Origin of the sequence: Pseudomonas sp. RGM 3321 (assembly GCF_022836805.1) — a bacterium.
In the GTDB taxonomy this organism is placed as follows: Bacteria; Pseudomonadota; Gammaproteobacteria; order Pseudomonadales; family Pseudomonadaceae; genus Aquipseudomonas.
Map to the genome: position 1 here is coordinate 180,508 of NZ_JALHBH010000121.1, position 12,708 is coordinate 193,215.

A 12,708-nucleotide genomic window follows, 5' to 3' on the forward strand; every position below is an offset into this window, starting at 1 on the left:
TCCCGGCTCACCCTACGAATCTGCAATCAGCGGGCTCACGTTCAGGTTTGAATGGCTATGCGGTTATCAGGCTTCATCCTCGACAACATCGAGCCTATCGTGCGCGAATGGACCGATTTTGCACGCACCCTGTCCACGCTAGGCGAGCCTCTGGATACCGCAGAGCTTAGGGACCATGTCGAGCGAATGCTGCGGGCTATCGCCACTGATCTGGAAACGGATCAGTCGTTGCAACAACAGGTCGACAAATCGCAGGGCCACGGTGTGTCAAATGAACAGACCGCAGCGAAAAAGCCACGCGATCACTCGATTGATGTCGGGCTTCACCATCGATCAGGTGGTCTCGGAGTTTCGGGCATTATGGGCGAGCGTGATCAAGCAGTGGATGTCGCGAGAGGCGCTGGACACTCAACAGCAGATCGAGGACATGATCCGTTTCAACGAAGCAATAGATCAGGCTCTTGCCGAGTCTATCTCCAGCTATACCAGCGCGATCCAGGCGTCACGCAACATCTTTCTGGGCATCCTCGGGCACGACTTGCGCACCCCGCTAAGCGCGATACTGCTGGGTGCCGACGTGTTGTTGCGCACCCATGATCTTGGCGCGCGGCCAACCAAGGTGGCATCGAGGATCTATTCCAGCGTGAAAAGGGCCAACCAGATCGTCGGCGACCTGCTCGACTTCACGCGCTCACAGATCGGTCCCGGCATCCCGCTGAAAAAGACCGAAATAGACGTGCGACCCATCTGCGCGCGGATCGTTGAAGAGTCGAGTACGGTCCACCCGGAAGCAGACATTCGCCTGACTTCAGACGACCCGGTTATTGGCCGCTTCGATGGCGATCGCCTGGAGCAGGTCTTCTCCAACCTCATCGGCAACGCCATACAGCACGGCAATAGCAGCGATCCCGTCGAAGTGACGCTGGCTGTCTCGGAAAGCGAGCTCCGCTTTACCGTCCACAACACCGGCAGCCCGATTCCCGAAAACGTGCTTCCGTTCATCTTCAACCCGATGGACCGTTACTCACCCGAAAAGATGACCGACAACGGACCTTATTCAAGCCTGGGGCTGGGCCTGTTCATCGTCGACAGGATTGTCGATGCGCACGGCGGGCATATCGAGGTGACGTCGAAAGCGGATCTGGGGACTACGTTTGCGGTGATTATTCCGTTGAAATCGGAGTGAGGTCGCGTAGCGGCGATAGAGTTGCGAGGCAACTGAAGAGCATTCGGATCAGAGCTGCCTGTCCCTGATAACGCGCCCGTCATGGCGTGAAAGTCAGCGCAGGATAATCACACCCTGACGTGCCACACGGATGAGATGCCTGTAGGTATCCGATCTGCTGCCGTCGGGGGGGAGACGAATGATCAACAGGTCATACGCATCATCGTCCCATAGACCCATGTCTGCACATCCGTCAAAAAGCCGCATGGCCGGGCTCAGTACCGTCGCCAGACCTGTCGTTGAAACGGGTAAGTTTTCAACGCCTGCCATCTCAGTTGCCAACTGCTCTGCTTTACCAAACCTCAGCGTCCGCCAAGCCAGACGAAAGGATCTACGGTTGATCGTCACGCCGTTCTCGAGACCAATAACGGGATTTCGGGTTCTATCGGATATCACATGTATGCTCCATGCAAACACTCGATCCTGGCTAACGCATCACTTCATCGAGCTGATTCAGACTCAGTCCCGATTGTAGAAAATCCAGTCCCTCTGGTTCTTCCAATCCAAGTAAAACAGTTGAGATCTGCCGGTAGGCGTTACGAAACAGCGAGCTGCCCAGGCTGACCCGGCGAACGCCGACTGTCCTGAGTCTGTCAATCGTCATACCGAAAACAGGCAGCACATTGAGAGGTTTGCTGAGCGATCCCTGAATGGTCTCAACGTCCTCTATCGATTTCACGCCGGGTGCGAACAGACAATCGGCTCCAGCTTCTTCAAATGCGACCAGCCGTTTAATAACCTCGGTCAACGAATACTCGTGCGCGCCAAGCAGATAGTCGGTCCTGGCGGTAACCATGAAATCGGCATCGAGCGCGTGGGCGGCCTCACTCGCAGCGCGTACCCGATCGCACGATTCTTCGATGGAGAAATACAGCGGGGTGTTCGGGTCATGATAGTCGGATATATCCTCAATGGACGCACCGGCGCAGCCGACGGTCAGGGCTCTTCTGAAATGCTCCTCGACCTTCCCCAGTGTTTTCGCCAGACCGTTCTCCAGGTCTGCCGTCACGGGTATGTCCACTGCCCGAACGATGCGCTCAATCGCCGCAAAGCGATCTTCATTGTTCATCGAGGGAGATGAATCGCGGTAGCCCTGTGCATAGGCAATCCCCGCGCTGGTGGTGCCGAGGCTGGCGTAGCCCAACTGCTGAATGAGGCGCGCGCTTCCCTCACACCAAGCATTGGGCATGACGAATAACTGATCGCGTTCATGTAACTTTCTGAATGCCTGGCTGGTGTTCATAGCGCCTCCCTGAATGGCCAAGCATAGTCCTCTTCGCAGCACGCATGATTAAAAAAAAGTGAAGGGGCTTAAAAAAGTTTGAACAGACAACAAGCAGCCCCTGTGGAATGCTTTTATCCACTTTATCGCAAGGACGTCGACTGATGAAAAGGATTGCTTCTGCTGCGTTGTTTATTGCGTCCTGTACCACCGCCTTAATGGTGAGCGCGGCGCCACTGCCTGCCAGTTCAGCCGCAAATATAGACGGTGTGGAAGTTCATACCGTCACGCTAAAAACTGACGCGATGAAAATGGCCCTCTGGCGTGATTCGCCGAAAGGGACCCACACTCAAACAATGAAAGAGTCACAAGTTGTTCTGTTTATTCATGGTGCAACCATTTCAGGTAATCTCTCGGCCGGGTACGCCATAGACGGTTATTCCTGGGCCCAAGACGTCGCCAATTCAGGACGCGAGGCCTGGGTGGTGGACCTGCCGGGGTATGGTCGTTCTGATGATTATTCGGAAATGCGCGAGGCCAGTCCACACGCCAACGGTGAATCGGTGGGCAATGCCAAAAGTCTGGTGCCCGTGATTGATGCCGCCGTCGACTATGTATTGAAGTTTACCGGTGCTAAAAAACTGACGATTATCGCCACGTCCAGGGGCGCGATACCGGTGGGGTATTACCTGAGCGCGCACGGCGAAAAAGTGGACAAGGTCGTGTTCAACTCGCCCATCGTCCGGCGTGATACCACAAGCCCGGAGATTGTCCGAGGCTTGTTCGGCAGTGCCGAAAGACCCGACAAGAGCTTTTATGAGATTCCGGTCGACAAGCGATTGTCCATGATAGAAGAAGACCGTCCGGCGGGCACCCAGACGCAGCTTGAACAAGGGTTTATAAAAAACTGGCCCGGTGATGCGGCGTTGGAAAGAGCGCATCAAAAGAACATGATTAAAGTACCCGGAGGCTTTGCCCAGGATATCTACGATGCCTGGCATGGCGTGTATTGGGACCCTGCCACAATCACGGTGCCTGTGTTAATCACACGCGGTGATTATGATCATGTGCTGACCACCGCGGCGGATATCGACTGGCTGTACACACACCTGAGCAATGCTTCCAGTAAACGGTACGTGCTGATCGATAAAGGCACCCACGCCATGTTATTTGAAAAAAAGCAATTCGAACTCTATCGCGAGGTACGGGTTTTTCTGGAAGGCTCATATAACCGATTGTCACTGGCCTGTAGTTTTTGCGGCGGCCGCAACTAAAGCAAGGAGCAGATCATGTTGAAGAAAGCACGCATTGTTAAATTTCCAGGCGTTTTCGACGAGCAGGTATACAACGAGCGGGTTTCACGCAGCGGTTGTTTTCTCGGCAATTCGAAACTGGAGCAGATGGCCAATCAGGGTAAGCTTTCCAATGCTGTTGTCGGCGTCGCAGGCGCAGGGGGTATTGGCGGTGCCGTGGCCCTCGGTCTGGCACGGTTGGGGGTAAGGCATATCAAAATTGCCGATCCCGATTCTTTTGAAATCAGCAATATCAATCGACAGTTCGGTGCTTCAGTGGAAACCGTCGGTCGTAACAAGGCATTGGTAGTTGCCGAGCTGGTTCACCGGCTGGCGGGTGACGTGAGCGTTGATGTGTTTCCTGAGGGTATACAGAAGCACACCGCTGAAGCGTTTGTGGAGGACTGTGATCTGGTGCTGGATCAAATGGACTTCTACAGCATTGCCGAGCGCTATGCACTGCACAGGGCGTACCGTCACTCAGCCAGGTGCAAAGGCTTATTGGCATCCTCGGTGGTCGGTTGGGGCGCGAACATCTACAAGTTCGATAAGGCAGGTCTGACGCTGGAGGATTTTTACGATATTCCGGAAGAGGCGCAGATGACACCTGAACTGGTCGAAAGGCTGGTCATGCTCCAGGCCTCTTATCAGCCTCGTTTTCCGAGCATTCCCGATATTTTCAGCTGGATGAAAGAGACAGGAAACGTGCCTATTCTTTCCGTGGCACCGACGGCCTCGCATTACCTGATTCTCTGTCGTTCAGCGCTGATGCTTTGCGACCTGGAGGGCGCACCGTACAGCACCGAACTTCCTCCCATGCCCAAGTATTACTGGTTCGACGGCTCTACGTTCGACAACGGTATTTATGAATTCGACGGCACGTGGGCAAACCCCGAGGAGCATCGCAAACACTTCAATGTCAATTGAACCAGCTGGCCCCGATTGGGGCCAGCCCTTTGAGGACGGCGCCGTGAACGAAGTGCTCGATACTCAGGAACGGCACAATATTTCCAGGTTCCTCCTGGCCTCCAGTCTGTGGTTCATTTGTGTGGGAATACAAAGCGTATTTCTGCCCTGGGTACTGATCAGCGTCGTTCATGCATCGGCCTTTCAATTTGGCATCGCCCAGATGTGCCTGATGTTGCCGGTGCTGCTGCTGGTGATCTATGGCGGTTATGTTGCCGATCGCAAACCGGTGCGCAGGTTATTGGTCTGCGTGTACCTGGGTGGCGCGCTGACGGCATTGGTCTTCGCCGTCTGGAGTTACCAGTCCGCAATAACCTACGCCAACGTGCTGGTGTATGCGTTGGCTTTTGGCGTGCTGTCGGCCTTTTGTGCGCCCGCCAGAGAACTTTACTTGAATGTACTGGGCAAGAAACAGTTGCAAAAGATCGTCACTATAAACATCGGGATTGAGTTCGGGATTCAGACGGTGGGTTTCGCCATTGGAGGTTTTGCACCGCAGGTGGGCGTCGGTCTGATGTTCTTGTTGTTGTCGCTTCTGTTCGGGATGTCGTCCCTGGCCGCCTCTTATATTTCGGTGACCACGCCCAGCAAGCCTCATTCCGGCCTGATCGCTGAAACCAGTACCGCACTGCGGTTTTCCATTCAGCACCCGGTCATCTTCCCGGTACTGTTATTGAACGGCCTGATCGGTGTGTTCTTTCTGGGCTCGTTTTTCGTCATGCTGCCCCTACATATTTCCCGGTTGCCGGGGTACGAGGCCTCGTTGTTGGCGCTGTTCAATATCGTGTTTATGGTCGGGTTGATCGCTTCCGTCATTGTCTTGACCGTCAAGGGCGGGATAGAAAACAAATTACGGGCACTGATCAGTTCCTGCCTGCTCGCGTCGTTACTACTGGCGGTTATCCCGTCCGTGCTCACAGAGTGGATTCTGTTTTTAGGGGTATTGAGTTGGGGGTTTCTGGGCGGTATTGCCCTCAGCATGGGGCAGACGCTGATTCAGGAAAATGCCCCTTCAGGCAATAAAGCTCAGGTGTTAGCGTTACTGATGTTGTTTTTCATGGGGGGCAGTCCGATAGGTTCTTTCCTGCTGGGAACACTTCTCGAGTTCGTTGAAGCGCCCGTCGTAGGTGTCATCAGTGCAGTCGCAATGATTGTTTCAATAATGGCAGTTTCCTATACCTACACGCTATGGAATGCACAACATGAACGAATCGACACTGTCCTTTGACGAAGCCACGTCGAAGGATTTCAAAGGTAACGTGTTACTTGCAAACTCTGATATCGAACTCGCCCTGGTCAAGGCTGTTTGGCAGGAAGTGTACAGCGAGGAGTTAGGTTGGCTGGACGGGGATGACACCGATCCTCGCAATGATCGCTACCATGCCAACTCGGTCTACCTGCTCGCCACTGACGAAGAGGGAGCCGCCGTGGGGGTCATGCGCATGATTATCGATGGGGACCAAGGTCTGCCCATCGACAACTTTGCCGATATTTCCGGGATACGGGCAACCGCGCAAGGCGCGCTGATCGAATGTGCGCGACTCATGGTTCCGGCCAGGCACCGCGATCAGATATTTTCGGCTTACCCCTACGGTATTTTTGCTGCCTTGGTAAAAGCGGCTTTGCAGTATTGCCTGAAAGATAAAAACTACGACGTCCTTGCCAATTGTTTTATCGATACACCGCACACACCGATAAAAGCACTGGCCCACATGGGGTTCCGTGACTTGAACATTCGCTTTCGAGACGAGTTGCATGAAACGTCAGAGTGTACGGTTCTGCATTTGGACATCAAGGACATGCTGTCGATATTTTACGGGCCCGAGAAAAGCCTGGGCCATTACATCATGGCGCGAGCGTAGTTTAATTTTTCTGGGCAAGGGAAGCAGGCATGAACCCATCAATGGCTATCTACGAGCGTGAGTCGAATGTGCGTTCTTATTGTCGCGACTGTGACGTTGTGTTTGCGACGGCGCAAGGGGCAGTGATCGAAGACGTCGAGGGGCGGCAGTTCATCGACTTTTTTGCGGGGGCCGGATCACTGAACTATGGCCACAATAACCCGCGTTTGAAAAAAGAGCTGTTGGACTATATTCAGCAGGACGGCATCACGACAACCCTGGACTTTCACAGCGCTGCGAAGTCTCGGTTTATCGAACAATTCGAGCGGATTATCCTCACGCCGCGGGGGATGAACTACAAACTGCAGTTCACCGGGCCCACGGGCACCAATGCAATCGAGGCCGCCTTGAAGCTGGCCCGCAAGATCACCGGACGCACTTGCATCGCTGCGTTTACCCATGCATTTCACGGCGTCACGCTGGGCTCGCTGGCGCTGACCGCCAACGCCGATAAAAGAGCCGTCTCTGGCGTAGAGCTGTCAAACGTCGTTCGGCTACCTTATGACGGATTTCTGGGGCGTGACATTGACAGCGCGCATATCATTGAAACGATGTTCTCCTCAGCAGGCGCAGGTTTCGAGCCGCCAGCGGCCATTATTCTGGAAGTTGTGCAGGGCGAGGGCGGTTTGAATTGCGCGCGGCCGCAATGGTTACAGAGAATTCAACAGCTGTGCCGGGCCTCAGGTGCGCTACTGATCATTGACGATATTCAAGCCGGTTGCGGTCGTACGGGCACATTTTTCAGTTTTGAATCTGCCGATATATCCCCCGACATCATTTGCCTTTCAAAGTCCATCAGCGGTTATGGTCTGCCGATGTCACTGGTGCTGATAAAACCGGAGCACGATCAGTGGGCGCCCGGTGAGCACAATGGCACCTTCCGTGGAAACAACACTGCATTCTTGACGGCTGCGGCGGCACTGAGCTATTGGCAAGACAACGCGTTCGAGCGCTCGATAGCGCAACGTTCCGCCGTTCTGCGCCTTGCACTGGAAAAAATAATTGCTCATTCACCCCCCGAGGCTGTCCGCATTGTCGGGAGAGGGCTGTTCATGGGATTGAGATTTGGCAACTCACGGCGCGCGAGCAGACTGTCTGCAGAATGCCTGTCACAAGGTCTGCTTGTGGAAACCTGTGGCCCCTTGAATGAAGTGCTCAAGCTGATGCCGCCGCTGACCATCGATCTGCCTGTACTAGAGCGCGGACTGGACATCTTGAAACGTGCCTACCTTTCTACCTTACATAACGAATCATCGCGAGGGATTGCCTGATGGATTTAATGGTTGGAGATACCCGTACATTGTCTGCCCGTGCGTTGGGCAATGAGTTCATCCTGCAAGAGCTTGCACAATTAAGAGACGAACTGATCCAGCAGGTTTTCGATCATCCTTTTCTGGTTCAGTGCCGTGCGGCAAGCATGCCGATAGACCGGCTGAAGAACTTTCTCGTGCAACAAGGAAAATACAGCCGTTATTTCACGCGGTACATCTGCCAGTTAATGAGTCATCTTGAGGGTGATGAAGATATTCTGGCAGTGTTCGAAAATCTTTTCGAAGAACTGGGTTTTGGTGAAGTCGCCGAACCCACTCATTCGGCTATCTACCGTGAGATGTTGTGCTCCTTCGACCTGAACCTCGAGGCGCACGCCACGCTTCCTTCCACGCAGAACCTCATCGATACAATGATGAACTTTTGCAAACAGCCCAATGGTATTTATGGACTCTCGGCGTTGTGCCTGGGGGCTGAGGCCATTGTTCCTCATCTGTACAGTGACATTGTCACTGGCTTCTCGGGTCAGGGCGTTGCTGCAGAGAGGCTCAGGTTTTTCACGTTGCATATCGAATGTGACGATGGTCACGCGGACACCCTGTTGGCGATTCTGTCGCGTCTGGTGATGGAAAAACCGACTCGTTTTGAAATAGTCCGGCACGCCGCCGTCATGATGATCAAGGCGCGACTTGAGTTTCTCGATAAACTTTGAGGTGAGCATGAATAACCATACTTTTTCGTCCAGTGATTTCGTGCATGTTCCCGCCAGTATGGCCGTTGGCGAGGACGTGGGCACGCTGTTACATGAAGGCGTCAGAACAACCACGCTGGACGCGTTCAGCAAAACAAGAAAGCACGAAGTTCATGTTGTCGACCTGCCGTCCAGGTCGATAAGCATGACGTTCGGTGCGCTACAGCCGCTGCAAGGGTCGGGCCTGCATCGGCATAACTATGAAACCATCATCTATATTATTTCAGGCACCGGTTTTTCGATGGTAGGAGAGACGCTCGTTGCCTGGACAGCTGGAGACGCCGTTTATATTCCCGTCTGGCGTTGGCACAAACACGTCAATACATCAGAGGACGCAGAGGTCACGTACATCGCCTGTGAAAATACACCTCTGCTGCAGGCGCTTGGCGTCGCGTTGCGGGAGGAAGCTTCCTGAACGAAGCTCGGTATCCGTGCAGCGGATGGAGTCTGGACGTACCGAAGTTTTCATCCGTAAATGAACGGTCAGAAAGATGATCGGGGCGCAGAAAATCGATTCAGCCCGCCGTTTTTTAACCCTATTTCCTCTGATGCTCAGGAATACTTTGCGAATACCCGCCAAATGGCCTAACTATATAGGGAACGAAAGCCGGGGTGCAGTGGAAAAACCCCGGAGCGGGAAAACACCCGGTTGACAAAGTCGACCATCCGCTTTGCACCGGGTAAACAGGGAAAACGGATGTCTCGAATCTTTGATGTTGATACGCACCTCTGGCGCACGTTCAAATCGGTGAGCGAAACTCGAAGTATCACGCGGTCTGCGGTTGCGCTGTGCAAAACTCCACCTGCCATCAGCATGCAGATAAAAAAGCTGGAAGCACTTCTGGAACTGAAATTGTTCGTCAGAGGCGACGACGGTTTTCGGCTGACGGTCATTGGCGAAGAAGTATTGGCGGCCGCTGAAAAGATTCTCGCCATGCATGACAATCTGTTCCGCTTGAAGAACAAGAACCCTGATAGCGAATTGCGTCTGGGCATGCCGGATGATTACGCACTCTTTTTCGTTCACGGGATTGTAAAAGCCCTGTCTCGATCAAACCCCGATCTCAAGATAAAGCTGGTCTGCAAGACGTCGTCGTTCTTGATAGACGACGTCGACCAGGGTCTACTGGACATGGCCGTTGTCGCAGTACCGGAATCTCGGGTCATGGAGCATTCTGAATACATCAGGCGTGAAGAACTGCACTGGATCGGCGATGCCAGGCTGATCAGGGCAGGGCATCCGATACCGTTGGTGCATTTTCCCGATGGTTGTATATGCCGAGAGGTCTCTGTCCAATCCTTGCAGTTTGCCGGGATGGCGTCCGAGATACGATTCACCTCAGAGTCCAATTTTGCCGTTTTCAATGCCATCAGTGCCGGTGTGGGTATTGGCGTGGGCGAGTTATCACTCATTCCGGGCGATACGCCTATTATCACAAGCTCGCTGCTTCCCGCATTGCCCGCCATACGGATGTCTGTACTCTCCAACCACGATCGTATTTCCAGAGCTGTCCTTTCCAGAATTAGTACCAGCGTTGTGAGGAGCGTCAATGCTGACTGCGAGCAGAATATCCTTGGAAAAACACGCCCGGAAAATGCCTTTGCTGTTGGCGCTTTTTGACTCGTTCAGCTCCTGTGCCTGAAATCCGGCTGCAAATAAGCACGTCATCAGGGCTGTCGCTTTCCTGATAAACTATCGGCCTTTCCCGATTGACCGCGTCTCTGCGTGCGGGCCACTGCGTGGTCCCGCGCATCACTCGATTCAATTGTGCCATTTTCTCACTGGCCGCCTCTCAATGATGCATGTTGTTAAGGCCAGCTAAGGGATGGCGATAACCCGCCGCGTAAAAGACCAATCCACATGAACATCGAAAACAACGAAGCCTCAGCAAACATAGGCGAGCCGGTTGCAACACTGTCCCGCCGCTTCTCCGTCGCCCCCATGATGGACTGGACGAACTCTGGGGGTGCGACCAGTGTTTGCAAGGGATAACAGCATTCCACAGTCGCCTTGTAGCAAATTTGACGCAATGATATTCAGATGAACGTCGTGACTTAACAACGATGTCTCACATGGGTGTGGCTACACATGAGACATTCAATCGTCAACAGAGTAGACGTCAGTTAGGTTTTGAACTTGCCTACGAGTACTCCGAATGAGGCAGCAAGTCTCGAGAGCTCTGAGCTGGAAGCGTTGGTCTGATGTGCCCCTGTGGCGGTCTGTGTGGAAAGATCTTGAATATTGATGAGGTTGCGATCAACTTCACGGGCAACGTGAGCCTGTTCCTCGGCAGCACTAGCTATTACGAGATTTTTTTCATTTATCGTTGAAACGCCTTCTGTGATCCGATCAAGAGCCATGCCTGCCTCGACAGCCTGATTACGAGTCTCTGCGGCGAGAGCTTTACTAGTATTCATCGCGAGAACTGCATCTTCCGCACCAATGCGTACCTGTCCCATCATCGTCTCAATATCTGCGGTCGATGCTTGAGTTCGGTGCGCAAGAGCACGCACTTCATCCGCAACTACAGCGAAGCCTCGCCCCTGTTCGCCAGCTCTGGCCGCTTCAATGGCAGCGTTCAGCGCCAGCAGGTTGGTCTGCTCGGCGATAGATTGGATGACTGCGAGTATTTTAGTGATTTCGTTAACGCGCGTAGCCAAGACCTGAACCTTGTCGGTTGAGTCGGTAATCTTGTCTGCCATAGCACTGACGGAGTCGACAGCTTTTTTGACCTGATTGCGTCCGTCTATCGCATCGCGGCTTGTCTGTTCAGAGGCTTCTGAAGCGCCGGTAGCGTTTCTAGCTACTTCTTCCACTGCCGCTGTCATTTCGTTAACGGCAGTCGCGGCTTGTTGGATTTCGTCATTTTGGCGGATGAGCCCCCTAGAGCTTTCCTCTGTAACAGCATTCAGCTCTTCGGATGCGGAAGCGAGTTGGTCGGCTGCGCTGCCGATCTCCTTAATGGTAGCTCTCAGATTGACCTGCATGGTGCTAAGCGCAGTAAGTAGCATCCCTGTCTCGTCTTTGCCGCTAACATCAATAGTACGTGAAAGGTCTCCACTGGCAACCTGTTGTGCAGTAAGCAGAGCTGACGATAGGGGGCGTGTTATAGACCTGGTTACGAGTAATCCCAAAGCGATCGCGGCTATAAACGCGGCAGCTACGCCGATGGCTAATGACAAGTAAGCTCCATGGGTAGTTGATTCTGCCTCAGGTCCTGCTTCCATACTTTGACGATTGTTAGAGGCTATAATAAGTTTGAGCTCGTCGTTCACCGCCTTGTACGTAGGGTCGATTTGCTTTTCAAATAATCTGGTTGCGCCTTCCAGATCACCGGCTGTGGTCAACTCTATCAGGCGATTGCCTGCCGCAATATAAGCAGGCCAATCTTTTTCAAATTGGTCGCCCGCAACACGCTCGTCATCTTCTAGTGGAGTTTGTCGGTATTCTCTGAAAAGCTGCTCTACTTCTTTTTGGTTGTCTGTCAGTGATTGAAGTACAGTCTCGTACTTTGCCTGGTCTACTTTTTCATATTTAAACAATAAAGCTCGATGTAGGTCGCGATAGTGAGCCACAGTATTTGCTCGGGCGTTGCTGGTCTTATATACAGATACTAAACTATTATTGATGACATCGTCGACGTTTGCCTTTAGGCTTTCAATGCCCGTGTATGCTACCAGTCCTACCCCTAACGTGATTATGGCACAGGCCACAAATGCAGATACTAGGCGTGTTGTAAGCATCGTTTCACGCAATATATTCATTTCAGACTCACTGTCAGTAAATTGCTCGGCCTCATGAAAAGCAGGGCCTTACGCTGTATCTGCTGGACCGCTGGATTGCTGAGCTGAATTAACCTGAAAGCGACGGGTGGTAAGGTTGGCCTGATCCTAGCCCTCGCATTCGTTCTTTCTATCTGGGGGACGGGGGTGTGAGCTCTGCGCGATTGCCTTGGCGTACCATCCAACCGCTATTGTTATAGGCTGACATTCTCAGCGCTGTGCCCAGAGCCGCCTGGCGAGTTTGAGAAATTCTTTAGCTTCATTATGATGGATTGGATGAGCCTATCGTAAAGGCCCTT

Annotated in this window: 11 protein-coding genes and 1 pseudogene; 9 read left to right on the forward strand and 3 right to left on the reverse strand. The window is 53.1% G+C overall.

From position 1 onward, the window contains the following. Positions 1–57 precede the first annotated feature (57 nt). Positions 58–1,186 (forward strand): annotated as a pseudogene (locus tag RGM3321_RS26345) (HAMP domain-containing sensor histidine kinase). A 93-nt stretch (positions 1,187–1,279) separates the two neighbouring features. Here RGM3321_RS26345 and RGM3321_RS26350 read toward each other — a convergent pair. Further along, complete coding sequence (locus RGM3321_RS26350; protein WP_244395492.1) at positions 1,280–1,573, reverse strand: hypothetical protein; 294 nt, start codon at positions 1,571–1,573, stop codon at positions 1,280–1,282. Positions 1,574–1,652: 79 nt separating this feature from the next. Next, positions 1,653–2,468, reverse strand: a complete 816-nt coding sequence (locus tag RGM3321_RS26355) for an isocitrate lyase/phosphoenolpyruvate mutase family protein (RefSeq protein ID WP_244395493.1) — start codon at positions 2,466–2,468, stop codon at positions 1,653–1,655. A 143-nt stretch (positions 2,469–2,611) separates the two neighbouring features. Here RGM3321_RS26355 and RGM3321_RS26360 point away from each other — a divergent pair, with 143 nt between their 5' ends. The 8 genes from RGM3321_RS26360 (at position 2,612) to RGM3321_RS26395 (ending at position 10,247) form a co-directional block, all read left to right on the forward strand. Next, a complete protein-coding gene (locus tag RGM3321_RS26360) occupies positions 2,612–3,721 on the forward strand; it encodes an alpha/beta hydrolase (RefSeq protein ID WP_244395494.1) in 1,110 nt (369 codons plus the stop codon). 15 nt (positions 3,722–3,736) lie between these two features. Next, the gene (locus tag RGM3321_RS26365; protein WP_032660524.1) at positions 3,737–4,666 is read left to right on the forward strand and encodes a ThiF family adenylyltransferase; all 930 of its coding nucleotides are present in this window, start codon (positions 3,737–3,739) and stop codon (positions 4,664–4,666) included. 43 nt (positions 4,667–4,709) lie between these two features. After that, positions 4,710–5,933: an MFS transporter gene (locus RGM3321_RS26370; RefSeq protein ID WP_244395495.1), complete on the forward strand. Its 1,224-nt coding sequence runs from the start codon at positions 4,710–4,712 to the stop codon at positions 5,931–5,933. Then, positions 5,908–6,567 carry a GNAT family N-acyltransferase gene (locus tag RGM3321_RS26375; protein WP_244395496.1) on the forward strand — a complete coding sequence of 220 codons (660 nt, stop codon included), beginning with the start codon at positions 5,908–5,910 and terminating at the stop codon, positions 6,565–6,567. Before RGM3321_RS26370 ends, RGM3321_RS26375 begins: the two co-directional genes overlap by 26 nt. Before the next feature lie 41 nt (positions 6,568–6,608). Further along, a complete protein-coding gene (gene ectB / locus RGM3321_RS26380; protein WP_244395497.1) occupies positions 6,609–7,877 on the forward strand; it encodes a diaminobutyrate--2-oxoglutarate transaminase in 1,269 nt (422 codons plus the stop codon). Further along, the gene (locus RGM3321_RS26385; RefSeq protein ID WP_244395498.1) at positions 7,877–8,587 is read left to right on the forward strand and encodes an iron-containing redox enzyme family protein; all 711 of its coding nucleotides are present in this window, start codon (positions 7,877–7,879) and stop codon (positions 8,585–8,587) included. The genes ectB and RGM3321_RS26385 overlap by 1 nt, the downstream gene beginning before the upstream one ends. A gap of 7 nt (positions 8,588–8,594) precedes the next feature. Continuing rightward, on the forward strand, positions 8,595–9,041 hold the full coding sequence (locus RGM3321_RS26390; RefSeq protein ID WP_244395499.1) for a cupin domain-containing protein: 447 nt from the start codon (positions 8,595–8,597) through the stop codon (positions 9,039–9,041). A gap of 282 nt (positions 9,042–9,323) precedes the next feature. Continuing rightward, entirely contained in the window at positions 9,324–10,247 is a 924-nt protein-coding gene (locus tag RGM3321_RS26395; RefSeq protein ID WP_244395500.1) for a LysR family transcriptional regulator, read from the forward strand. Positions 10,248–10,750: 503 nt separating this feature from the next. On the opposite strand, the gene RGM3321_RS26400 is transcribed toward RGM3321_RS26395, so the two are convergent. After that, positions 10,751–12,391, reverse strand: a complete 1,641-nt coding sequence (locus RGM3321_RS26400) for a methyl-accepting chemotaxis protein (protein WP_244395501.1) — start codon at positions 12,389–12,391, stop codon at positions 10,751–10,753. Positions 12,392–12,708: the final 317 nt, after the last annotated feature.

Excerpts from the sequence above, each read along its gene's own strand:
- RGM3321_RS26355 (WP_244395493.1), bottom strand. The coding sequence starts at position 2,468 with ATGAACACCAGCCAGGCATTCAGAAAGTTACATGAACGCGATCAGTTA.
- RGM3321_RS26360 (WP_244395494.1), top strand. The coding sequence starts at position 2,612 with ATGAAAAGGATTGCTTCTGCTGCGTTGTTTATTGCGTCCTGTACCACC.
- RGM3321_RS26365 (WP_032660524.1), top strand. The coding sequence starts at position 3,737 with ATGTTGAAGAAAGCACGCATTGTTAAATTTCCAGGCGTTTTCGACGAG.
- RGM3321_RS26375 (WP_244395496.1), top strand. The coding sequence starts at position 5,908 with ATGAACGAATCGACACTGTCCTTTGACGAAGCCACGTCGAAGGATTTC.
- ectB (WP_244395497.1), top strand. The coding sequence starts at position 6,609 with ATGGCTATCTACGAGCGTGAGTCGAATGTGCGTTCTTATTGTCGCGAC.
- RGM3321_RS26385 (WP_244395498.1), top strand. The coding sequence starts at position 7,877 with ATGGATTTAATGGTTGGAGATACCCGTACATTGTCTGCCCGTGCGTTG.
- RGM3321_RS26390 (WP_244395499.1), top strand. The coding sequence starts at position 8,595 with ATGAATAACCATACTTTTTCGTCCAGTGATTTCGTGCATGTTCCCGCC.
- RGM3321_RS26395 (WP_244395500.1), top strand. The coding sequence starts at position 9,324 with ATGTCTCGAATCTTTGATGTTGATACGCACCTCTGGCGCACGTTCAAA.
- RGM3321_RS26400 (WP_244395501.1), bottom strand. The coding sequence starts at position 12,391 with ATGAATATATTGCGTGAAACGATGCTTACAACACGCCTAGTATCTGCA.